The sequence below is a fragment of the Tessaracoccus lubricantis genome, from assembly GCF_039544535.1.
GTDB lineage: Bacteria > Actinomycetota > Actinomycetes > Propionibacteriales > Propionibacteriaceae > Arachnia > Arachnia lubricantis.
Genome location: NZ_BAABLV010000017.1, coordinates 128736 through 151176, shown reverse-complemented (window position 1 = coordinate 151176; position 22441 = coordinate 128736). Strand labels below are relative to the sequence as shown.

Sequence of the window (22441 nt, the reverse complement as noted above, 5' to 3'; positions counted from 1 at the left end):
CCTCACCCGGCGCCACCATCCGTCACCCAGACTCGGCCACGCCCACCCACGCCGACGGCGAGCTCTCGCGGCGCTGCCACGTGGGCGACCCTGTCAGCCCACCGGTCCTTCGACCGCTCGTAGAACTCGCGGCTCAGGAAACGACGACGCAACCCACCGCTCCTTCGACCGCTCGTAGAACTCGCAGCTCAGGAAACAACGACGCAACCCACCGTCCCTGTCAGCCCACCGGTCCTTCGACCGCTCGTAGAACTCGCGGCTCAGGAAACAACGACGCAACCCACCGGTCCTTCGACCGCTCGTAGAACTCGCGGCTCAGGAAACGACGACGCAACCCACCGGTCCTTCGACCACTCGCAGAACACGCTGCCCAGGAAGCAGCCCCTCCCCCTCTTGATTAGTTTAACTTTCAACTGTAAGCTGGGAGCATGACTCTCGCACCCGAAACCCACATGGGCCGCCTCGAACTGCGCGTGCGCGACATGGAATCGCAACTCGCCTACTACACCGACGGCGTCGGCCTCGTGCCGCTGTCCGACGAGCCCGGTGCAGTGACACTGGGCCTGGGTCAGACCCCCATCGTCCGCCTCACCGAATCCAAGGACCTGCGGTCCGCGCCCCGGAGCGCGGCGGGCCTGTTCCACACGGCCGTCGTGTTCGACGAGCTGCCGGACCTGGCCAACACGCTGGTGTCGATGTACACCAAGTTCCCCGAGACCTACGCGGGCACGGGTGACCACCTGGTGTCGCAGGCGTTCTACTTCACCGACCCCGAGGGCAACGGCGTGGAGCTCTACCACGACCGCCCCCGCAGCGAGTGGACCTGGCAGGGCGATCAGGTGCAGATGGCAACCCTCTACATCGACCCGGAGCAGTTCGTCCGCAAGCACCTCACCGACAAGCCCACCTCGCAGGCGGGCTCGCTGGGGCACGTGCACCTGCAGGTGGGCGACATCGCCTCGGCCCAGAAGTTCTACGTGGACGCGCTGGGCTTCGACCAGACCTTCCTCATGAACGGGCAGGCGCTGTTCGTCTCCGCCGGCGGCTACCACCACCACATGGCCATGAACGTGTGGAACTCCGCCGGCGCCGGCCCGCGCACCAAGACGCTGGGCATGGGCGTGGTCGACATCCTCGTGCCCACGGTCGACGAGGTGGCCAAGGCCGAGGAACGCCTCCGGTTCGCGGGCTTCACCCCGACCCACGACGGCCGCACGCTCACGGTGCTCGATCCATGGCGCAACGAGATCCGGCTCACGGCCGACACGCAGTAGCCGCGGAATATATCTCTACCGCTGAGGGCCCTCGATGTGGATTATCCACATCGAGGGCTCTGTTTGCGTAGCGATAAATTTCACCCCGGCGGACCTGAGGCAGGCAACAATGGGAGATCCCCTCGAAAGGACCGCCCATGACCGAGCTCTGGAGCCAGGACCCGCGCCACGCGCTTCGCGTGACGCCCGATTTCGACCTCGCCGCGTTCGACCGCAACTCCGCCCCCGGCTGGGCAGGCTCGAAGGCCGACGCCGAGCGGTACATCAAGGACCACGAGAAGCTGCTCGACGAACTGCAGGAGCGCCTGTTCGCACATGGCCGCAGCGGCGGCACGAAGAAGGTCCTCGTGATCGTCCAGGGCCTCGACACCGCCGGCAAGGGCGGCATCGCCCGCCACGTCTTCGGGCTGTTCGACCCGCAGGGCATCCGCCTCACCAGCTTCGGCGCCCCCACCGAGGAGGAACGCGCCCACCACTACCTCTGGCGGATCGAGAAGGCACTCCCCCGGCCCGGGCTGATCGGGCTGTTCGACCGGTCCCACTACGAGGACGTCCTGGTGGTGCGCGTCGACGAGCTGGTCGAGGAGGACGTGTGGCGGAAGCGCTACGACGAGATCAACGAGTGGGAACGGGGTCTGGTCGACGACGACTTCGTGGTGCTGAAGTTCGCGATGATGGTCTCGAAGGACGAGCAGGCCAAGCGGCTCATGGAGCGCCTTGACCGCCCCGACAAGCGCTGGAAGTACAACCCGGGCGACCTCGACACTCGCGACAAGTGGGACGAGTTCCAGGCCGCCTATTCCGACGTGTTCCGGCTCACCAGCACCGATCACGCGCCGTGGATGGTGCTGCCGGCCGACAAGAAGTGGTACGCCCGCCTGGCGGTGACGGAGGTGCTGCTGCGCACGCTGATCGACCTCGACCTCAGCTGGCCCGAGCCAGAGGAGGAGTGGACGCCGGAGGCCGAGCGGGAGCGGCTCGCCAGGTCCATGTCGCCCGAGGCGCTGGCCGAGGACTACGCCGACACCGAGGAGACGGTGCTCGACGCCATCGACAACAGCCTCGAGGTCTCCGAGGAGGCCGCCCTCATCCGCACGCAGGGCGAGCCGAAGGACGTGCAGGACGCCGCCGTCGACTCACTGGAGGCGAAGCGCGCGGTGCTGCTGGCCGACCTGCAGGCCACCATGACCCACAAGCGTCGACTGCTCGACCAACGCGGCTCGTGAGCGGGGCGCCCTCCTCGGGCGAACTGGCTCGGGGAACCGGGGATGCTTGGCGCCCTTCGACCTGTCGCGGCCCTCGTTCCTCGGGCGCGACAGGCTCAGGGGACGTCGGGCGCGGCTAGACGAGTTCGGCGGGGCGTTCGACGGCGGCGCGCTCGCCGTCGGGCAGCTTGAGCACCAGAAGCTTCAGCGCCTCGACCCTCACGGAGCTCTCCACGCCGTCCAGCGCGCGCCACATGTCTGCGGCGATCACCTGCGCCTGGCTGCCGCGCGGCGTGTAGCGCCACGCGCGGGCTGACCAGCTCGCGGTCCACGAGGTCCTTCTTCGCCAAGCGGTCCAGCACGGTCATCACCGTGGTGTAGGCGAGCTCGCGTTCCTCCGTGAGCTTGGCATGCACGTCAGACACGCTCATGGGCGCGTCGGCAGCCCACAGCAGCTCCATCACGCGCTGCTCGAGTTCACCCCTGGACGACATGGGGCAAGCATAGGCGCAACTCATCGCACTTTTAGCGACAGGTTGTCCAAATATGACGAAAAGTAGTAGCGTGCGAGCATGGATCCAGTGATTCTCGCTCGGTGGCAATTCGGAATCACCACCGTCTACCACTACCTCTTCGTCCCCATCACGATCGCCATGTCGATGCTGGTCGCGGTCATGCAGACCTTCTGGGTGCGCACCGGCAAGGACGCCTACCTGCGCCTCACCAAGTTCTTCGGCAAGCTCTTCCTGATCAACTTCGCCCTCGGTGTCGTGACCGGCATCGTGCAGGAGTTCCAGTTCGGCATGAACTGGTCCGAGTACTCCCGCTTCGTCGGCGACGTCTTCGGCGCCCCGCTCGCGCTGGAGGCGCTGCTCGCGTTCTTCCTCGAGTCGACGTTCCTCGGCCTGTGGATCTTCGGCTGGGACAAGCTGCCCAAGTGGCTGCACCTCCTGTCGATCTACATGGCCGCCATCGGCACCATGCTGTCGGCCGTGTTCATCCTGGCGGCGAACTCCTGGATGCAGCACCCCGTCGGCACCACCTTCAACAATGGCCGCGCCGAACTCGACGGCGTCGAGGGCTTCCTCGAGGTGCTGAGCAACCCGGTCTTCCTCGTCACGTTCCCGCACGTGATCCTCGGCGCCTACATGGTGGCCGGCGGCCTGCTGGCCGCGATCGGCGGCTGGCACCTGGCCAAGATCCGCCGCGACGGCGAGGCCAGGGAAGGCGACACGCAGCCCTACCGGTTCGCCACGAAGTTCGGCGCCTGGGTGCTGCTGGTCGCCTCCGTCGGCGTGATCATCTCCGGCGACCTCCAGTCGAAGATCATGACCGAGGTCCAGCCCATGAAGATGGCCGCCGCCGAGGGCCTGTTCAACACCACCGAGGACGCGCCGTTCTCCATCATCACGATCGGCAACCTCGAGGGCACCGAGGAGGTCTTCGCCGTCAAGGTGCCGGGCCTGCTGTCGTTGCTGTCGGGCCACGACGAGGTCAAGGGCATCAACGACCTGCGCGCCGAGTACCAGGAGAAGGGCTTCCAGCGCTTCGACGAGACCAAGACCCTGCTGCAGCAGGAGTACGCCGCCGAACTGAAGGCCAACTACGACGTGGACCCGATGCCGAACGTGCCCATCTCCTACTGGACGTTCCGCCTGATGATCGGCCTGGGCTTCATCGGCATCGCCATCGCCGCGTTCACGCTGTGGACGGTGCGCAAGGACCGGCTGCCCAAGCCCGGCAGGCTCTGGACGGGCCTGATGTTCGCGATGCCGCTGCTGCCGTTGTTCGCCAACTCGTTCGGCTGGATCTTCACCGAGATGGGCCGCCAGCCGTGGATCGTGGCGGGCGTGCTGCCCACGCAGGCGGCCGTGTCCCCGTCGGTGACCGCGGGCGAGATGCTGTTCTCGCTGATCGTGTTCACCCTCCTCTACGGCGGCCTGGCCGTCCTCGAGGTCTGGCTGTTCCTCAAGTACGCACGGGCCGGCCTCCCAGAGGTGGCCCCCGTCGAGGTGCAGACCGATTCCGACGCCCCGATGAGCTTCGCTTACTGACAGGTTGAGACATGTTGAATCTGCTTGAAACCACTGTTCAGACCCCAGTGCTCGTCGCGGTCTGGTTCGCGCTGGTCGCCGTCTTGTGGGTCGGCTTCTTCTTCCTCGAGGGCTTCGACTTCGGCGTGGCCATGCTCATCCCCGTCTTCGGCAAGACCGAGAAGGAGAAGCGGGTCGTCGTCAACACCATCGGCCCCCTGTGGGACGGCAACGAGGTGTGGCTGCTGACCGCCGGCGGCGCGATGTTCGCCGCCTTCCCCGGCTGGTACGCGACGACGTTCTCGGCGCTGTACCTGCCCCTCCTGCTGGTGCTGGTCGGGCTGATCCTGCGTGGCGTGGCGTTCGAGTACCGCTCGAAGCACCACGACTCCAAGTACCGCGCCATGCTCGACTGGTTCGCCACGGCCGGCTCCTTCGTCACCACCCTGGTGCTGGGTGTCGGCTTCGCCAACTTCGTCGTCGGGCTGCCGCAGGCCACCGTCGACACCCCGGCCGGGCCGGCCCCGCTGTTCGACGGCACCTTCCTGGGGCTGTTCGGGCCGTTCGCGCTGCTGGGCGGCGTGATGCTGGTGGTGCTGTTCCTGGTGCACGGCTCGATGTTCCTGGCGCTCAAGACCAGCGGCATCATCCACGACCGGGCCAAGGCGTTCGCGTCGAAGTTCGGCTGGCTCGCGGCCGGGCTGGTGGCCCTGTTCGTGCTCGGCCAGAACATCTTCTGGCCGGCCAGTTCGGAGTTCGGCGACTTCTCGGTCTACGCGTGGGCGGCCGGCATCGTCGCGATCGTGGCGATCGTCGCCGGCACCGTGCTGATCGCCAAGGGACGCGATGGCTGGAGCTTCGTGGCCACCGGTGTCACCGTCGTGGCCCTGTTCACCGGCATCTTCCTGAAGATGTACGGCAACCTGGGCTTCGCGCAGAACGAGACGCTGCCCATCGCCGAGCGGCTCACGATGCTCTCGGCGGCGTCGTCGCCCACCACGCTCACGATCATGACGTGGGCCGCGGTGATCTTCGTGCCCGTGGTGATCGGGTACCAGAGCTGGAGCTACTACGTGTTCCGCAAGCGGATCTCCACGAAGAACATCCCGGACGAGGTCCACGTCGCGGCCTGACGTACCGTGGCCTTGGGGAAACGTCCCGATCCGCCCACATCCGGGGGGATCGGGACGTTTCTTCAAGGCGGGATTCTGTTAAGGAGGAGTGAGTGGCCGGGCCGATCCATCCCAGACTGCTGAAGCGGGCCGAGGCGACCCGTCGTTTCCTGGTGGCGACGGTGCTCGTCGGCATCGCGACGGCCGGGCTCCTGATCGCCCAGGCATGGCTGATCGCCGACTGGGTCACCGCCGCCTTCGACCTCGGCGGGTTCCCGACGGGGTGGCAGGCCGCGCTGGCCCTGCTCGCGCTGGTGTTCGTGGGGCGCGGGGCGCTGGCCTGGCTGAACTCGTGGCTGGCGCACCGGAGCGCGGCGTCGGTGAAGTCGACGCTGCGCCGCGACGTGCTGGCGGCCCGGCTCGCCACCCCGGTGTCGGCGACATCGTCGGCATCGCTGATGCGCACGGTCACGCAGGGGCTCGACGCGCTGGACGGCTACTTCGCCAAGTACCTCCCCCAGCTGGGGTTGGCGGCGACCGTGCCGCTGCTGGTGGGTGGGGTGATCCTGCTGACCGACTGGCAGTCGGCCCTGATCATCGCCTTCACGCTGCCGCTCATCCCGGTGTTCATGGCGTTGATCGGCTGGACCACCGAGAAGGCCACCCGCCACTCCTACTCGCTGGCCGACCGGCTGGCCAACCACTTCGGCGACCTCATCGCCGGCCTGCCCACGCTCCAGGCGTTCGCGCGGGCCCGGGCTCAGCGCCGCGGCGTCGACCTCACCGAGGAGCAGTACCGCGGCGCCACGATGAAGGTGCTGTACATCTCGTTCCTGTCGGCGTTCGCGCTGGAGCTGCTGGCGTCGCTGTCGGTGGCCATCGTGGCGGTGACGGTGGGCTTCCGCCTGGTCTACGGGCACGTCGACTTCACCACCGCCCTGTTCGTGCTGATCCTCGCGCCCGAGGCGTTCCTGCCGGTGCGGCAGGTGGGCGTCCACTTCCACGACTCGGCCGACGGGATCGCCGCCGCCGACGCCGCGTTCGAGGTCATCGACGAGGCTCGGGCACACTCGGGCACGCTCCCGGCGCCCGACGGGGCGCTTGCCCTCGAGGACGTGTCGTTCACGTATGCCGGCAGCGCCGAGCCCGCCGTCGACGGCTTGAGCCTGCGAGTGGAGCCGGGCGAGGTGGTGGCCCTGAGCGGGTCGTCGGGCGGCGGGAAGTCGACTGCGTTGGCGCTGGCGATGGGCTTCCTGGCCCCGGATTCGGGGCGCGTGACGGTGGGCGGGGTGTCGCTGGCCGACGTCGACCTGGCGTCCTGGCGCGCCGAGGTGGCCTGGGTGGCGCAGGAGCCGGGGTTGCTCAACGGCACCGTCGGCGACAACGTCGCGCTCGGTCATCCGTCGGCCACGCCCGACGACGTGGCGCGGGCACTCGCGGACGCCGGGGCCGAGTTCGGCGCCGGCAAGCACGTCGGCGACGACGGCGAGGGGCTGTCGGCCGGCGAGCGCCGCCGCGTGGCGCTGGCGCGGGCGCTGGTGCGGATCCGGATGGGCGGCGCCCGGCTGCTGGTGCTGGACGAGCCGACGGCGGGGCTGGACGCCGACACGGAGGCCCGGGTCATCGAGGCCGTGCGGGCCACGGGCGCGGGCGCGCTGATCGTGAGCCACCGGCCCGCCGTGCTGGCCGCGGCCGACCGGGTCGTGGAGGTGGCGACATGCGCTGGCTGAACCAGACGCGGCCCGTCGTCGCCCTGGCGCGGGACCTGATGGACGAGGTGCCGAAGGGTCGCCGCCGGTTCCTGCTCGCGGTGCTGCTGGCGATGCTGGCGTCGTCCTCGTCGGTGGCGCTGCTGGGCGTGTCGGCGTGGCTGTTGTCGTTCGCCGCGATGGCACCGCCGGTGCTGTACCTCCAGCCGGCCGCCGTCGGGGTGCGGGCCTTCGCGATCTCGCGCGGCGTGTTCCGCTACGTCGAGCGCATCGTCGGCCACGACCTCGCACTGCGCATGCAGACCGCCCTGCGCGTGCGCGTCTACGAGCGGCTGGCCGCCACCACCCTCATCGGGCGGCGCCGCGGCGACCTGCTGACGCGCGTCGTCGCAGACGTCACCGCCATCCAGGACCTGGTGGTGCGCGTGGTGATCCCGTTCGTGTCGGCCGCGGTGGTCGTCGTGGGCACAACCGCGATGTTCGCCGTGTTCAACTGGCCCACCGCGCTGGCCCTCCTCGTCACGGCGCTGCTGGCCGGCGTGGTGCTGCCGTGGTGGACGCAGCGGGCCAGCCTCGCCGTCGACCTCGCCGCCGGACCCGCCCGGGGTCGACTGGCCGACGGCGTCCGCGAGGTGGCGCGCACGTCCACCGACCTCGTCGCCTACGGCGCGGACGGCGCTGCACTCGAGCGGCTACTCGAGGTCGACGACGAGCTGCGCCGCCTGGAGGCCCGCGGCGCCTGGATCCGGGGCATCGCGACGGGCGGGCAGCTGGTGGCGGCCGGAGTCGCCGTGGGCGCCGCGCTGTTCTTCGGCACGCAGGCGCTGGCCGCGGGGAGCCTCGACCCCCGGATGCTGGCCGTGCTGACGCTGACGCCGCTCGCCCTGCACGAGGTGCTCGGCACGTTCGCGCAGGCCGCGCAGACCCACACGCGGGCGCGCTCAGCGCTGGGCCGGGTGGCGGAGGTGCTGGAGGCCGAACCCGTCGGCACCGGCGACGTGGTGCCCGGCGAGGGCGCGCCGGGGCTCGAGCTGGAGGCCGCCACCTTGGGCTGGCCGCTGCCCGACGGTGGGGTCGCCGTCGTGCAGGAGGGCGTGTCCCTGGCCGTGGCGCCGGGCGAACGGGTGGCGCTGGTGGGGCCCTCGGGCGTCGGCAAGACGACGCTGGCCGCCACCGCGATGGGGCTCATCGCCCCGCTCGCGGGCCGGGTGTCGCGGGGCGGGCACGTCGGCTACTTGGAGCAGGACGCCCACATCTTCGCCACGACCGTTGCCGAGAACGTCAGGATCGGCGACAAGGACGCCACCGACGAGGCCGTCGTCGAGGCGCTGGCCAGGGCCGGGCTGCCGATGGACCCGCAGCGACGGATCGGCGAATCGGGCACGACGCTGAGCGGCGGCGAGCGTCGCCGGCTGGCGCTGGCCCGGCTGCTGGTGGGCCGGCGCGACCTCATCATCCTCGACGAACCCACCGAACACCTCGACAGGGAGACGGCAGATGCGCTGATGGCCGACGTCTGGCGCGCTTTCGCCGAGCACCCGGTGCTGGTGATCACGCACGACCCGGACGTCATGGCCCAGTGCACCCGGGTGGTGCGGATGGACCCGGCCGCCGTCAGCGACGCTCCTCGGTGACCTGCAGTGCCAGCTGACGGGCGGCCTCACGCGCGACGCCCACCGGGTCACGGAGCGCCCGCTCCCCCGCGAAGTCCCAGAGGGCGACGGCGGGCCCACCGAAGTCGGCGTCCCTGCGCCCGGCGATGAGCGCGACGGGCAGGTCCCGCCCACGCGACTGCGCCACCTCCACCGCCAACTGCCGCACCACGTCGACCGCCTTGCCGCTGAAGCTCTGGGCGTCGAAGGAGCCCTCGCCGGTGATGACGAGGTCGGCGTCCTCCATGGCCTCGCGCAGGCCGATGACGTCGGCCACCACCCGGGCGCCGGAGGTCGTGGTCGCGCCCCAGAGTTGCAGCGCGAACCCGGCCCCGCCCGCGGCGCCGGCGCCGGGTGCGTTCGGGTCGCCGCCGACGAGGGCGGCCCAGCGGGCGAGGTTCTGATCCATCTCCGCCACCAATGAGGCGCCGCCCTTCTGCGGGCCGAACACCGCGGCCGCCCCGAAGGGGCCGAGCAGCGGGTTGGTGACGTCCGACAGCACCAGCGCGCCGTCCTCCGGGAGGGGCACGACGCCCGCCCAGTCGACCTCCGTGACCTCCTGGAGCGCGGCGTTGCCGAAGTGCTCCGTGAACGGCGAACTTATCCCTACCGATTCGGGGCCTCGATGTGGATTATCCACATCGAGGCCCTTCCGGGGTAGCGATAAATTCTCGGTCCCCTTGCGCGGGTCGCGGCCCACGCCGAGGCCGAGCGCCACGAGCAGCCCGAGGCCGCCGTCAGTGGAGGCGCTGCCGCCGAGCGCGAGGAGGAGTCGCCTGACACCGGCGTCGAGCGCTGCCCGGATGGCCAGGCCGAAGCCGTAGGTGTGCGCCTCGCGCGGGGCGAGGTGGCCGATGGTGCCCAGGCCGCAGCAGTGTGCCAGCTCGACCACCCCGGTGCCGTCCTCCAGCCGCACCCAGGAAGCCTGACGCAACTCGCCGAGCGCGTCGACGGTCTCCAACGGCAGGCGCTGGGCACCCGCAAGCGAGGCGAAAGCGTCCAGGGTGCCCTCGCCGCCGTCGGCCATGGGGCGCAGGGTGACCCGGTCGCCGGGGCGCACGTCTGCCCAGCCGTCCGAGATCGCGCGTGCGGCCTGGACGGCGGTCATCGTCGACTTGAAGGTGTCGGGGGCGATCACCACGCGCATCCCTGACCGTAACCCGGGCGGGGTCCATTCGGGAAGGGCCGGCACCGCCCGGCCCGGGCAGGCGCGATGACGCTAGAGTGGCCGGGTGACCGCTGCCGTTTCCACCGATGGACGCCGCCTGAAGGTGGCCCAGTTCATCGACAACTACGGCCCGGGCTCCAACGGCCTGATGTTCGCGGTGCAGCAACTCGAGGGCAACCTGCTGGACGCCGGGCACGAGGTGGTGGTCGTCGCGCCGGCCGCGAAGGGCCCCAACCCGCACCACGGCAGGCCCGGCCGCACCGAGATCAGGCTGCCGTCCGTGCGGGTGCCGAAGATGCCCACCAGGGTCGCGAACGGGCGGCACTTCGAACGGACCATCGACGAGATCGCCAAGCTGAAGCCCGACGTGCTGCACGTCCACGGGTTCGGCACCATCGGCGTGCTCGGCACCTGGGCCGCGCAGCGGTTGGGCATCCCCATGCTGCTGACGTGGCACACCGACTTCGACGCCTACGCAGACCACTACTCGACGGTGCTGCCGCTGCTGACCGGTGTCGTCCGGGCCTGGGCCACCATCACCCGCGGCGACTTCGTCTCCCAACGCGACCTCCGCGCCGCCGAGGTGCGCTACGAGGACCGCGGCCGCTCGACCGCATCGCTGCTGGCGCTGTGCCAGAAGATGCTCGAGACGGCCACGTTGGTGACCACGCCGTCGCCCAAGACCGCGGAACGCTGCACCCACATCACCGAGAACATCAACGTGCGGGTGGTGCCCAACGGGGTCGACCCGCTGCCGCCCGGCCCGCCGCCGTTCGACCACCCGGCCGGGCCCATGGTGCTGTACGCCGGGCGCATCGCCCCCGAGAAGGGCATCCCGCTGCTGGCGGAGGCGTTCAGGCTGGTGCATGCGCAGTACCCCGAGTCGAGGCTGTGCATCGTCGGCGACTGGCAGCGGTACGCCAGCATCAAGCGCATCCTGGCCGAGGGCCGCGACGCCGGCCGCATCATCCTGCCCGGCGAGCAGAAGCGCGACGACCTCGGCGCCTACTACGGCATGGCCGACGTGTTCGCCTTCCCCAGCCTGACCGACACCCAGGCTCTGGTGCTGCACGAGGCGGCGCTGGCGGGGCTGCCGATCGTGTCGGTCGACCACGAGCTGCAGCTGGTGATCGACCCGGGCGTCAACGGCGAGGTCACGCGGCCGACGGCGGCCTCACTCGCGGCGGGGATCATCCGCGTGTTCGAGAAGCTGCCCGACGACGCCTGGCGTTCTCGGGCCCGTGAGCGCTCCGTGGAGTTGGGGTCACAGTGGAGCATCGCGTCCCAGGCCGCGGAGATGCTGTCGATCTACGCCGAGGTCGCGGACTCTGCTTCCTGAGGGCGCGCTGGCGACGTGTTGAGTGCCAACTCGATGCAGTTGCGCCGCGGGGAAGGGTCCGGGTCCCTCCAGTCTGCGAGTGCGACGCGGCGGCGATCGACAGGTAGGACATCGTCGCGGCCAAGCTGTGGTCACCAGGGATCAAGGAGCGGCCGGGGGCGGGGGATGCAAGTGCGTGAGGCGGACCCGACCCCGCGCTCAGGTAACTGTTGCCCGGAGCGGGCGACCCGACGACGGAGCCACCCCGTCGCCGGGCGGTCCGGCAACCAGGTCGAGCACGGTATCGGACTGCACTCCAGCCTGGGCGAAGGATCGAAGCGGAGGTCGGGTGATGAAGGGCGCGAGTTCAGAGTCCACGCCGTGGGGCGACGCCGCAACGTCGCCCACGGCAGCAAGGGCAACACTCGCGCCCTTCTTCACGCGACCTCCGCGGAAACAGACCAACCGGGCCGACGTGACGCGACGTGGGTTACGGCCGGAGAGACGTCTGGGGGTTTCGACACGCTCGCAGAGCTCGCGGCTCAACCAACGTGAGCGCCCGGCTCAACCAGCGTTACTTGCCGGTCATGTCGGCGGGGATCACCCAGGCGTCGAAGTCCTCGGCCGCGACACCATTGGCCACCGCCGACTCCTTCAGCGAAGTGCCCTCCTTGTGCGCCTGCTTGGCGATCTTCGCGGCCTTGTCGTAGCCGATGTGCCGGTTGAGCGCGGTGACGAGCATGAGGTTCGAGTCCAGGTTCGCCCGGATCCGCTCGTGGTTGGGCTCGATGCCGACGGCGCAGTGGTCGGTGAACGACCGCATGCCGTCCGCCAGCAGGCGGATCGACTCCAGCACTGCGTGGGCCATGACGGGCTTGAACACGTTGAGCTGGAAGTTGCCCTGGCTACCGGCGAAGCCCACCGTCGCGTCGTTGCCGAACACCCGTGCCACCACCATGGTCAGCGCCTCCGACTGCGTCGGGTTCACCTTGCCCGGCATGATCGACGAGCCGGGCTCGTTCTCCGGGATGACCAGCTCGCCGATGCCGTTGCGCGGCCCCGACGCGTACCAGCGCACGTCGTTGGCCAGCTTCATCAGCGCCCCGGCGAGCACGCGGAGAGAGCCGCTGACCTCGACGAGCGAGTCGTGCGCCGACAGCGCGGCGAACAGGTTGTCGGCCTGGCGGAACTCCAGCCCGGTCTCCTCGGATATCCTCTTCGCGGCGAGCGCGCCGAACTCGGGGTGCGCGTTGAGGCCGGTGCCGACGGCGGTGCCGCCGATCGCCAGGTCCCGTGCGCGGGAATCAGCGAAGCGGATGCCGTCGAGCGCGAAGTCCAGCTGTGCGACCCAGCCGGCGAACACCTGGCCCAGGCGCACGGGGGTGGCGTCCTGCAGGTGGGTGCGGCCCACCATCACCACGTCGTCGTACTCCTTGGCCTTCGAGTCGAGCACGTCGCGCAGGTGCTTGATGGCGGGGTACAGCAGCGAGTTGAGCTCGCTGACCACGGCGATGTGCATGGCGGTGGGGAACGTGTCGTTCGACGACTGCCCGCGGTTGACGTGGTCGTTGGGGTGCACGGGCTTCTTCGAGCCCATCTCGCCGCCGGCCAGTTCGATGGCCCGGTTGGAGATGACCTCGTTGGAGTTCATGTTCGACTGCGTGCCGGAGCCGGTCTGGAACACCACCAGCGGGAAGTGGTCGTCCAGCCCGCCGGCGATCACCTCGTCCGCGGCGCGGACGATGAGGTCTGCGACGTCCTGCGGCAGTTCGCCCAGCTCGCCGTTGGCCTGCGCGGCGGCCTTCTTCAGGATGCCGAGCGCGCGCACCATGGGGCGCCCCCAGACGAAGGCGTTGCGGCCGATGTCGAAGTTGTGGAGGCTGCGTTCGGTCTGCGCGCCCCAGTAGCGGTCTTCGGCAACCTCGATGTTGCCCATTGAGTCGGATTCAATGCGTGCCATGCCCCCGACGCTACCCCGCCGCGCAGACATGTCGGGCCCAATCCGGCGAAGGTGAGACCTGGGAGCGACGGCGGGGCGGTGCGCATGAAAAGGCCCGGCCCGCTGCCCTTGGGGGGCGGCAGCGGGCCGGGCGGCTTTCGGGCTTCCGCGTCAGCGGAAGATGTGATTACTGTACCCAGATTTCGGGCTTCTGCAAAGCCGGAGCCGCCAAATCGTCGGATCTTTTTCTGAGTTTTTCCTGAAAGCACTTCTCAGGGGCGCTTTGCCTAGCCAGAGCCCGGTCTCAGCCCTTGGCGAGGGAGCGGAAACCGCGCAACCTGAGACTGTTCAACACCACGAACACGCTGGAGAACGCCATGGCCGCACCGGCGATCATCGGGGTCAGCATGCCGAACGCCGCCAGGGGAATTGCAGCGGTGTTGTACCCGAAGGCCCAGAGCAGGTTGCCCTTGATCGTTCGAAGCGTCGCGCGGGAGAGGCGCACCGCGTCGACGGCGGCGCCGAGGTCGTGGCGCATCAGGGTGATGTCGCCCGCCGCGATGGCCGCGTCGGTGCCGGTGCCCATGGCGATGCCGAGGTCTGCCTGCGCGATGGCAGCCGCGTCGTTGACGCCGTCGCCCACCATGGCGACCTGCTGGCCGGCGGCCTGCAGTTCCTTGATCGCGGCGACCTTGCCCTCCGGGGTCACGCCGGCGCGCACGTCTGCGATGCCCAGCTCGTCGGCCACCGCGCGTGCGGTCGCCTCATTGTCGCCGCTGAGCAGCACCGGGGTCAGCCCGAGCCGCTTCAGTTGCGCGACGGCGTCTGCCGCGGAGTCCTTGATGGTGTCGGCCACCACCACGCGGCCGAGGACGCGCTCGTCGTCTGCCACCTCGACGACCGACCCGAGCACGTCACGGCTCCACGCCACCGGCTGGTGCCCCAGGTCCGCCATGTAGGCGGGCGAGCCCGCGTGGATGGTGCGGCCGTCGACGACGCCGCGCACCCCCCGGCCGGGCACGTTCTGGAAGTCCTCGACGGGACGCGGCCTGTCGACGGCGGCGACGAGCGCGGCGGCGATCGGGTGCTCGGAGGCGGCCTCGACGGCGGCGGCGAGCTGCAGCAGTTCGTCGCGGTCGACCCCCTCGGCCGGTTCGACGTCGACCACGGACATGTGGCCGCTGGTGAGCGTGCCGGTCTTGTCGAAGACGATGGTCTGCACGCGGCGGGCCCGCTCCAGCACCTGCGGGCCGCGGATCACGGTGCCCAGCTGGGCGCCGCGGCCAGTGCCCACCATGAGCGCCGACGGCGTGGCCAGCCCCAGCGCGCAGGGGCAGGCGATGATCAGCACCGAGATGGCCGCGGAGAGCGCCACCGTCCAGCCGTGCTGCGCGACGAGGTGGCCGACGAGCGTGAGCGCCGCGATGACCAGCACGACGGGCACGAAGATGCCGGAGACCTTGTCGGCCAGCCGCTGCACGTCGGCCTTGCCCTCTTGGGCCTCCTCGACCATCTTCGCGATGCGCGCCAGCTGCGAGTCCGCGCCGACGGCGGTGGTGCGCACGACGAGGCGGCCGGTGGTGTTGACGCAGCCGCCCACCACCGTCGACCCGGGCTCCACCTCGACGGGCAGGGACTCGCCGGTGATGATGGAGGCGTCGACGGCGGAGCGGCCCTCGACGACCTCGCCGTCGGCCGCGACCTTCTCGCCCGGGCGCACGACGACCAGGTCACCCACCCGCAGTTGCTTGACGTCGACCCGCTGCTCCTCGCCGCCGCGTAGGACGGTGGCCTGCTTGGCGCCCACCTCGAGCAGCGCACGGAGCGCGGCGCCCGACTCGGTCTTGGCGCGGGCCTCGATGTAGCGGCCCAGCAGCAGGAACGAGATGATGACGACGGCGGCCTCGAAGTAGATGAAGCCCATCGCGTCCTGCCGCGAGAGCGTGAACTCGAAGTGGTGCTTCATGCCGATCTCACCGGCGTGGCCGAACAGCATCGCGTACAGCGACCAGGCGTAGGCGGTGCCGGTGCCCATCGTGACGAGCGTGTCCATCGTGGTCGCGCCGTGGCGGAGGTTGGTGAAGGTCGCCTTGTGGAACGAGCGGCCCAGCCACAGCACCACGACGGTGGACAGCGCCAGCGCCACCCACTGCCAGCCCGGGAACTGCAGCGCCGGCACCATCGAGACGAGCACCACGGGGGCGCTGAGCACGAACGACCAGATGACGCGCGGCTTGAGCAGCGCTGCCTCGTCGCTCTTCTGCTCGATCGGCACGGGCAGGCTGGCGCCGTAGCCGCTCTGCTCGACGACCGCGATGAGGTCGTCGGCGGTGAGGTTCGCGGGGGCCTCGACGGTCGCCTTCTCCGTGGAGTAGTTGACCGAGGCGAAGACGCCGTCGACCTTGTTGAGCTTCTTCTCGATCCGGGCCGCGCAGGACGCGCAGGTCATGCCCTGGATGTCGAGTTGGATCTTGGTGGTGATGGGCTGGGTCTTCGTGATGGACATGGGTCCTCTGACTCGTGGCGCGTGTGTGGTGCGACGGCCGCCCGCGGGGGTGCGGGCAGGCCGAATAGGCCCCGGGCACGATGGCCCGGGGGTCATACCCGGTGGGGGTCTAGGTCAGGCTTCGACGACGCTGTAGTTGCCGGCCTCGCGGACGGCCTCGATGATGGCGTCGAACGGGATGCGCTCGTCGGACTCGACGGACATGGCGCCACCCTCGAGGGACACGGAGACGTTCTTGACGCCCTCGACCTCGGAGACCTCTTCGGTCACGTGGTTGACGCAGTTGCCGCAGGTCATGCCGGAAACGGTGTACTGGGTGATCATGGGGAGATTCCTTCCTTGTCAGACGGGCTATCGGGTGAGGCGCTTGATCGCCTGCATTGCCTCGTCGATCTTTTCCTTGCCCTCCGGCCCGCCCTTGCGTGCGGCGTCGGCGACACAGTGGGTGAGGTGGTCCTCGAGCAACCCGAGCGAGACCGCCTTGAGCGCCGAGGTCACCGCGGTGACCTGGGTCAGGATGTCGATGCAGTACTGGTCCTCTTCAACCATGCGGGCGAGACCGCGCACCTGGCCCTCGATCAACCGCAGGCGCCGCAGATAGGCGGCCTTCTCCGGCGTGTAGCCATGTGCGTGACAGGTTTCGGTTTCCGTTGTCATGGCACCTCCCTCTCGACTGACTATACCCCCGGGGGGTAAGGAACTCAATCTCGATCCATCATCGCATTGAGCACTGACGACGGCGGGGCCGGGGTGCGATACCGGCCCCCGACAGGCCCTGATGGGGCGGCGCAGCGCGCCAGGGACGCCGGAGGACGACGAGGTTGTCCACATCCAACGCACAGGGCCTGTGGACAACAGCCGTCCGGGAGGTGAAGTCCTCGTGAACGGGCGTGGTATACCACGACGTGGGGCGTCGGCGCGAGGCGGGCCGATGTAGCACCGAAGCGGCTTGTCATTGCCTAATTGGCTGGCCCTGGGCCCTCACGTGGCGCGCGGCACCGATGCAGATGACCATCCGCTGAAGGAGCCGGCGCGTCTCTTTGTGGACAATTGGCCCCGCGGCCCCCGGGTGGGGCCAATATAACGATTTGATAACGGGCACTTCACGCTCAGCCGACAGGTTCATCCACACCCATCCCTCCCTGCCCGCAGGAGTTGTCCACAGCCGTCCACAGCCCCGGTCCGGCTGTCCACAGGCTGCTCCACACCGGGCCCGACGGAACCGTCGGTGGGGTGCCTTAGCCTTGGGCACGAACTGGAAGGGGATGGGGCTGATGACGGCGCAGGCACCGGCTGCGGTCTACGACGACAGGGAGCTCGACCGCACGCCTCCGCAGGATCTCGCTGCGGAGCAGAGCGTGCTGGGCGCGATGATGATGTCGAAGGACGCCATCTCCGACGTGGTCGAGGTACTGCGGGGCGCAGACTTCTACCGGCCCAACCACGAGTCGATCTACGAAGCCATCATCAGCCTCTACGGCCGCGGCGAACCCGCAGACCCCATCACCGTCGCGGGAGAGCTCGGCAAGACGGGCCTGCTGGCGAAGGTCGGCGGGGCCGTCTACCTGCACGACCTGCTCTCCAGCGTCTCGATCGCCGCCAACGCCCCGTACTACGCGGAGATCGTCCGCGACAAGGCAGTGCTGCGTCGTCTGGTCAACGCCTCCATCCGCATCGCGCAGCTGGGCTACGCGGGCCAGGGCGACGTCGACAAGATCGTCGACGAGGCCCAGCAGACGCTGTTCGAGGTGACGGAGCGCAACTCGTCGGAAGACTACAAGTCGCTGCGCGAGCTGCTCGAGCCCACGTTCGACGAGATGGAGGCCATCGCCAACAGTGGCGACGCCCTCTCCGGCGTGCCCACGGGCTTCACGGAGCTCGATCGCATCACCAACGGCCTCCACCCCGGCCAGATGATCATCGTCGCGGCCCGCCCCGGCGTCGGCAAGTCGACGTTCGCGCTCGACGTGTGCCGCTCCGCCGCCATCCACCACAACCTCCCCGCCGCGTTCTTCTCGCTCGAGATGAGCCGCACGGAGATCGTGATGAAGGTGCTCTCCGCCGAGGCGTCGGTCCCCCTGGGGCGTATCCGCGGCGGCAAGATGGACGAGAACGACTGGCAGCGCGTCACGGACAAGTCGGCCATCCTCGCGGAGAAGAACTTCTTCATCGACGACTCCCCCAACCTCACCATGATGGAGATCCGCGCCAAGGCGCGGCGCCTCAAGCAGCGTCATGACCTGCAGCTCATCTGCATCGACTACATCCAGCTGATGACCTCGGGCAAGAAGGTGGAGTCGCGCCAGCTGGAGGTCTCGGAGTTCTCCCGCCAGATCAAGCTGCTGGCCAAGGAACTCGAGATCCCCGTCATCGCGCTGTCGCAGCTGTCCCGTAACACCGAGCAGCGCAAGGACGGCATCCCGCAGCTGTCAGACCTGCGTGAGTCCGGCTCGCTGGAGCAGGACGCCGACATCGTGCTGATGCTGCACCGCCCCGAGATGTACTCGCAGAACCCCTCCGACGAGGAGCGCGGCCTGGCGGCGTTCCACATCCCGAAGCACCGCAACGGCGAGACGGGCAAGATCGACGCGCTGTTCCAGGGCCACTACAGCCGGTTCACCAACGCCCCCATGTGATCAGGGCGCCACGGCATCGGCGACGGTGCGCAGCGGCACCCGGTCCCCCAACGCGACCGAAAGACGGCGCGCCAGTTCGTCGTCGCTGACGCGGGTCAGGTCGCCTTGGCGGAAGAGGAAGTTCACGTCCAGGATCTCGTAGCGCGGGGAGCCGTCGTCGAGGCGCTCCTCGAAGCGCGTGGTGCCCTCCCCGAACCCGCAGTCCACGACGGCGAACGTGCGCTGCGTGTCGGCCTCCAGGTCCCAGGTGCGCACCGACATCACCGTGTCGGAGACCTCCTGCCCGTGGGCTGAGGCGTTGCGGCGGACAACGTCTGCCACCGTCCCGTCGATGCCGGCGAGCGCCTCGATGCCGGTCCAGTCGGAGTCGACGGCGCGCTGCACCAGGTCTGCCCAGCCCTCGGTGGCCGGCACGGTCACCTGGACGCCGCCGCAGACGGCGAGGTCGTTGACGTCGCAGGCCGAGTCGTCGACCACTATCGACCGGATGGGGGTACGCAGCAACTGGAACTTCTCCATGTCCCCATTCCACGCCCCCGCAGGGGCGGATTCAACCTTCCCTGAGGGGTTTCACTGACAGCTGAGGACAGCGGGTAGCGTGTCCCCATGGCCGCGCTGCTCACCGAGTACCACCTCACGGACCCCGACGACATGCATCCCGCGCTCGCGCTCGCCCGCTACGGCAAGCGCCGCTCCGGTGACCAGTTCGTGGGCTTCTGGTTGGCGCTGCTGGTGGAGTCGGGGCAGCTGCGGCCCAACGAGCGCACGGTGCGCAGGCATGTCGAGAAGTTCGAGCACGACGCCGCCGTGGTGGCGGCCATCCGCGAGGCGGGGGTCGACGACGTCGACGCCGAGCTGGCAGATGCCGCCCGCGTCTACTTCGCCTCCGGCCTGGAGGACGCGTCCTACACCTCCACGTTGATGCGCATGCGGCGGCTGAGCGCGCCGCAGGTCCGCGCGAAGGCCGCCCGGCAGGTGGCCGACACCGCGGCCATGATCCTGGACAGCGGCATCGACAGCCGCTACGTCCCGCTGCTGGTGAGGGGCTACCGGGCCGCGCTGGCACCGCACGGTGCGCGGGAACTGCGCGAGGCCGTCGCCGACTCCCCCGACCTGGCTGCCGTCATCACCCCCATCCTCGACGCGTGAGCGCGGCTCGCGAGGGCGAGCTCCAGCACGCGCTGGGCGCCTGGTTCGCCGCCAACGCCCGGCCGCTGCCGTGGCGCGCCGCAGGTGTGTCCCCGTGGGGCGTCCTGGTCAGCGAGATCATGCTGCAACAGACGCCTGCGGCGCGCGTCGAGGGCCCCTGGCTGGCGTGGATGGAACGCTGGCCCACGCCCGCCCGACTCGCCGAGGCGACCACCGCGGACGTGCTCCGGGCGTGGGGCCGGCTCGGGTACCCGCGCCGGGCGCTGCGCCTCCAGGGGGCCGCCCGCGCCGTCGTCGAACGCTACGACGGCGAACTCCCGCCGGACGAGGACGCGCTCCTGGCGCTCCCCGGCGTCGGCAGCTACACCGCCGCTGCCGTGCTGGCGTTCGCGTTCGGCCGCCGCTCGCTGGTGCTCGACGTGAACGTCCGCCGGGTGCTGGCGCGCATCGACGCCGGGGCCGAGCACCCCGCCCGGACCGAGACGGCCGCCGAACGGCGCCGCGCCTGGACGTACGTGCCCGACGGCGACTCAGAAGCCGCGCTGTGGTCGGCCGCCGCCATGGAGCTGGGCGCGACGGTCTGCACCGCGAGGAACCCGGCCTGCGAGCGCTGCCCCGTGGCCTCGCACTGCGCCTGGTTGAGGGCCGGCAAGCCGGAGTGGGACGGTCCGCCGCGCGTGGCGCAGGCGTGGGAGGGCACCGACAGGCAGTGCCGCGGCCGCATCATGGCCGCCCTGCGCGCGGCGCACGGCCACGTCCCGCGCGCAGACCTCGTGTGGCCGGACCCGGAGCAGCTGGGCCGGGGCATCGACTCGTTGGTCGCCGACGGCCTCGCCGTCGCCCGCGGCGACGAACTCGCCCTCCCCCACTGACCCCACCGCCTAGGGTGGGGCCATGATCAAGGCCGTCGTGTTCGACCTGGGCGAGGTCCTCTCCTCGCCGCCCTCCCTCATCCCGCTGCTCGCCGAACGCGTCGGCACCACGGAGAAACTCCTCACGCAGCATTACTGGACGGGCCGCGCGGACTACGACGCCGGCAGCCCCGACCGCGACTACTGGGGCCGCCTCCTCGAGGCCGTCGGCACCCCCGAGTACGACGACGCGCTGATCGAGGAGATGGCCCAACTCGACGCCGACACCTGGTCCAACCTGCGCCCTGCGGCGTGGCAGCTGCTGCGCGACTGTCGCGCGGCCGGGGCCGTCGTCGCGGTGCTCTCGAACTCCCCGCACGCCATGCAGGTGGCTGCGGACCGCGCGAACTGGCGCGCGGACGTGGACCACCTGTACGTCTCGGCCACGCTGGGCGCCGTCAAGCCCAACCCCGCCATCTACGAGCGGGTCACCGACGAACTGGGGCTACGGCCCGAGGAGATCGCGTTCACCGACGACAAGCAGGCCAACGTCGACGGCGCGTTGGCGGTGGGCTGGAACGCCCGCCGCTGGGTCAGCGATCAGGACACTCGCGAGTGGCTCATCGAGCTGGGCGTGCTCGACGCCTGAACCGCGCCCCGGCGCACCGGCCGGGTGACCAGCGGCAGCGCCACCGCGGCCAGGGCGAGCGCGCCCATCACCGAGAAGGCCCGCGTGTAGGAACCGGCGTCCCCCACCAGCCCGGTGGCCAGCAGCGGGCCGAGCACGCCGCCGGCGGACCAGCCCACGAGCATCAGGCCGTAGATGGCGCCTGCATGCGTCAGCCCGAAGAACTGGCCCGCCGTCGACGGCAACACGCCGAACGCGCCGCCGTAGCAGAGGTAGACGACGGCGGCGAGCGCCACGAACACCGCGCCCTGCGTGTGCGGCAGCAGCACCAGCGCCACGCCCTCCAGCGCCAGGATGACCGTCAGCACCCGCAGCCGGCCGAGGCGTTCGGCGACGGCGGCCCAGGCCACCCGGCCGCCGCCGTTGAACAGCGCCAGCACGCCGACGATGAGCGCGGCGCCGGCCGGGGAGAACCCGCCCACGTCCATGGCGGCGCCCGCCACCATCGAGATCAGCGAGATGCCCGCCATGACGGCGAGCATCAGGATGCCGGTGAGCAGGTACCACTGCGGGGTGCGCAGCGCCTGCGGGGCGGTGAGGTCGCCCTCGACCGCGGCCTTCGTGGCAGCGCCGACGACCGGTGAGACCAGCATCGCCGCGCCCGTCAGGCCCAGCGCCAGGTAGGCCAGCCCCAGCCAGCGGAAGGCCATGGCGGGGGTCTCGGGCGTCATGGCGACGAGCCACGCGGCGAACGGCGAGGTCACCGTCGCACCGAACCCGAAGCCACCGACCGCCAGGCCCGTCACCAGCGCCGTGTGCCGCGGGAACCACTTCTGCAGCAGCGCCACGGGCACGATGTAGGCCATGCCCAGCCCGAAGCCACCGATGACGCCGTAGCCGAGCACCAGCAGCCAGAGGTGGCCGGGATCGGTGGCCAGCGACGCCAGCAGCACGCCCAGCCCGTAGAGGACCATGCCCACCACCGCGACGGTGCGGGCGCTGCTGCGGTCCTGCAGGCGCCCGCCGATCGAGGCGCCAACGAAGATCATGCCGATGGCGGTCTCGAACGGGATGGTGGCCTGCACGTGGCTCAGGCCCATCGCCTCCGGCGCCTGCAGCGCGTGGCCGAACAGGCTCCACGCGTACACACCGCCGATCACCAACTGGACCAACACACCGCCGACAAGGGCCAACCACTTCGAACGCACGGTCCACCAGTCTAGGCAACGAACCCCCGGGCGGATCGCCCGGGGGTTCGTCA

20 protein-coding genes and 1 pseudogene are annotated in these 22441 nt (G+C 70.1%); 11 read left to right on the top strand and 10 right to left on the bottom strand.

The genetic code is table 11. The annotated features are described in order from the left end of the window. Positions 1–2: 2 nt before the first annotated feature. On the bottom strand, positions 3–152 hold the full coding sequence (locus tag ABEA30_RS05455) for a hypothetical protein (protein ID WP_345580140.1): 150 nt from the start codon (positions 150–152) through the stop codon (positions 3–5). Positions 153–428: 276 nt separating this feature from the next. Between ABEA30_RS05455 and ABEA30_RS05450 the strand changes: the two genes are divergently transcribed. Together ABEA30_RS05450 and ABEA30_RS05445 are read left to right on the top strand one after the other, a co-directional pair. Next, on the top strand, positions 429–1274 hold the full coding sequence (locus tag ABEA30_RS05450; protein WP_345580137.1) for a VOC family protein: 846 nt from the start codon (positions 429–431) through the stop codon (positions 1272–1274). Positions 1275–1411: 137 nt separating this feature from the next. Beyond that, entirely contained in the window at positions 1412–2500 is a 1089-nt protein-coding gene (locus tag ABEA30_RS05445; RefSeq protein ID WP_345580134.1) for a PPK2 family polyphosphate kinase, read from the top strand. A gap of 115 nt (positions 2501–2615) precedes the next feature. Here ABEA30_RS05445 and ABEA30_RS05440 read toward each other — a convergent pair whose 3' ends face one another. After that, entirely contained in the window at positions 2616–2750 is a 135-nt protein-coding gene (locus tag ABEA30_RS05440) for a hypothetical protein (RefSeq protein ID WP_345580131.1), read from the bottom strand. Positions 2751–2856: 106 nt separating this feature from the next. Beyond that, positions 2857–2910 (bottom strand): annotated as a pseudogene (locus ABEA30_RS15925) (hypothetical protein); the annotation flags it as partial. A gap of 141 nt (positions 2911–3051) precedes the next feature. Here ABEA30_RS15925 and ABEA30_RS05435 point away from each other — a divergent pair. The 4 genes from ABEA30_RS05435 (at position 3052) to cydC (ending at position 8967) form a co-directional block, all read left to right on the top strand. Beyond that, the gene (locus ABEA30_RS05435; RefSeq protein WP_345580128.1) at positions 3052–4533 is read left to right on the top strand and encodes a cytochrome ubiquinol oxidase subunit I; all 1482 of its coding nucleotides are present in this window, start codon (positions 3052–3054) and stop codon (positions 4531–4533) included. A gap of 11 nt (positions 4534–4544) precedes the next feature. Continuing rightward, positions 4545–5645 carry a cytochrome d ubiquinol oxidase subunit II gene (cydB, locus tag ABEA30_RS05430; protein WP_345580125.1) on the top strand — a complete coding sequence of 367 codons (1101 nt, stop codon included), beginning with the start codon at positions 4545–4547 and terminating at the stop codon, positions 5643–5645. A 152-nt stretch (positions 5646–5797) separates the two neighbouring features. After that, positions 5798–7354, top strand: a complete 1557-nt coding sequence (cydD, locus tag ABEA30_RS05425) for a thiol reductant ABC exporter subunit CydD (protein WP_345580172.1) — start codon at positions 5798–5800, stop codon at positions 7352–7354. Further along, positions 7342–8967, top strand: a complete 1626-nt coding sequence (cydC, locus tag ABEA30_RS05420) for a thiol reductant ABC exporter subunit CydC (protein WP_345580122.1) — start codon at positions 7342–7344, stop codon at positions 8965–8967. Before cydD ends, cydC begins: the two co-directional genes overlap by 13 nt. Here cydC and ABEA30_RS05415 read toward each other — a convergent pair. Continuing rightward, on the bottom strand, positions 8948–10132 hold the full coding sequence (locus ABEA30_RS05415; protein WP_345580119.1) for a glycerate kinase: 1185 nt from the start codon (positions 10130–10132) through the stop codon (positions 8948–8950). The genes cydC and ABEA30_RS05415 overlap by 20 nt on opposite strands. A gap of 85 nt (positions 10133–10217) precedes the next feature. On the opposite strand from ABEA30_RS05415, the gene ABEA30_RS05410 reads away from it, so the two are divergent. Next, on the top strand, positions 10218–11492 hold the full coding sequence (locus tag ABEA30_RS05410; protein WP_345580116.1) for a glycosyltransferase: 1275 nt from the start codon (positions 10218–10220) through the stop codon (positions 11490–11492). 553 nt (positions 11493–12045) lie between these two features. Here the strand turns inward: ABEA30_RS05410 and fumC are convergent. The 4 genes from fumC to ABEA30_RS05390 form a co-directional block, all read right to left on the bottom strand. Further along, positions 12046–13431 carry a class II fumarate hydratase gene (gene fumC / locus ABEA30_RS05405; protein WP_345580113.1) on the bottom strand — a complete coding sequence of 462 codons (1386 nt, stop codon included), beginning with the start codon at positions 13429–13431 and terminating at the stop codon, positions 12046–12048. A gap of 283 nt (positions 13432–13714) precedes the next feature. Then, a complete protein-coding gene (locus ABEA30_RS05400) occupies positions 13715–15916 on the bottom strand; it encodes a heavy metal translocating P-type ATPase (protein WP_345580110.1) in 2202 nt (733 codons plus the stop codon). 114 nt (positions 15917–16030) lie between these two features. After that, a complete protein-coding gene (locus ABEA30_RS05395) occupies positions 16031–16240 on the bottom strand; it encodes a heavy-metal-associated domain-containing protein (protein ID WP_345580107.1) in 210 nt (69 codons plus the stop codon). Positions 16241–16267: 27 nt separating this feature from the next. Continuing rightward, positions 16268–16573 carry a metal-sensitive transcriptional regulator gene (locus ABEA30_RS05390; RefSeq protein ID WP_345580104.1) on the bottom strand — a complete coding sequence of 102 codons (306 nt, stop codon included), beginning with the start codon at positions 16571–16573 and terminating at the stop codon, positions 16268–16270. Between the two features lie 617 nt (positions 16574–17190). Here ABEA30_RS05390 and dnaB point away from each other — a divergent pair. Then, positions 17191–18552, top strand: a complete 1362-nt coding sequence (gene dnaB / locus ABEA30_RS05385) for a replicative DNA helicase (RefSeq protein ID WP_345580101.1) — start codon at positions 17191–17193, stop codon at positions 18550–18552. Here the strand turns inward: dnaB and ABEA30_RS05380 are convergent, their stop codons facing one another. After that, entirely contained in the window at positions 18553–19071 is a 519-nt protein-coding gene (locus tag ABEA30_RS05380; protein ID WP_345580098.1) for a hypothetical protein, read from the bottom strand. An 87-nt stretch (positions 19072–19158) separates the two neighbouring features. On the opposite strand from ABEA30_RS05380, the gene ABEA30_RS05375 reads away from it, so the two are divergent. The 3 genes from ABEA30_RS05375 to ABEA30_RS05365 are packed head-to-tail and all read left to right on the top strand — an operon-like array spanning position 19159 to position 21201. Further along, entirely contained in the window at positions 19159–19701 is a 543-nt protein-coding gene (locus ABEA30_RS05375) for a DUF6553 family protein (protein ID WP_345580096.1), read from the top strand. Further along, a complete protein-coding gene (locus tag ABEA30_RS05370) occupies positions 19698–20573 on the top strand; it encodes an HhH-GPD family protein (protein ID WP_345580093.1) in 876 nt (291 codons plus the stop codon). The genes ABEA30_RS05375 and ABEA30_RS05370 overlap by 4 nt, the downstream gene beginning before the upstream one ends. A 22-nt stretch (positions 20574–20595) precedes the next feature. After that, positions 20596–21201 carry an HAD family hydrolase gene (locus tag ABEA30_RS05365; protein ID WP_345580090.1) on the top strand — a complete coding sequence of 202 codons (606 nt, stop codon included), beginning with the start codon at positions 20596–20598 and terminating at the stop codon, positions 21199–21201. On the opposite strand, the gene ABEA30_RS05360 is transcribed toward ABEA30_RS05365, so the two are convergent. Then, a complete protein-coding gene (locus ABEA30_RS05360) occupies positions 21153–22388 on the bottom strand; it encodes an L-lactate MFS transporter (RefSeq protein WP_345580087.1) in 1236 nt (411 codons plus the stop codon). The genes ABEA30_RS05365 and ABEA30_RS05360 overlap by 49 nt on opposite strands. Positions 22389–22441 lie beyond the last annotated feature (53 nt).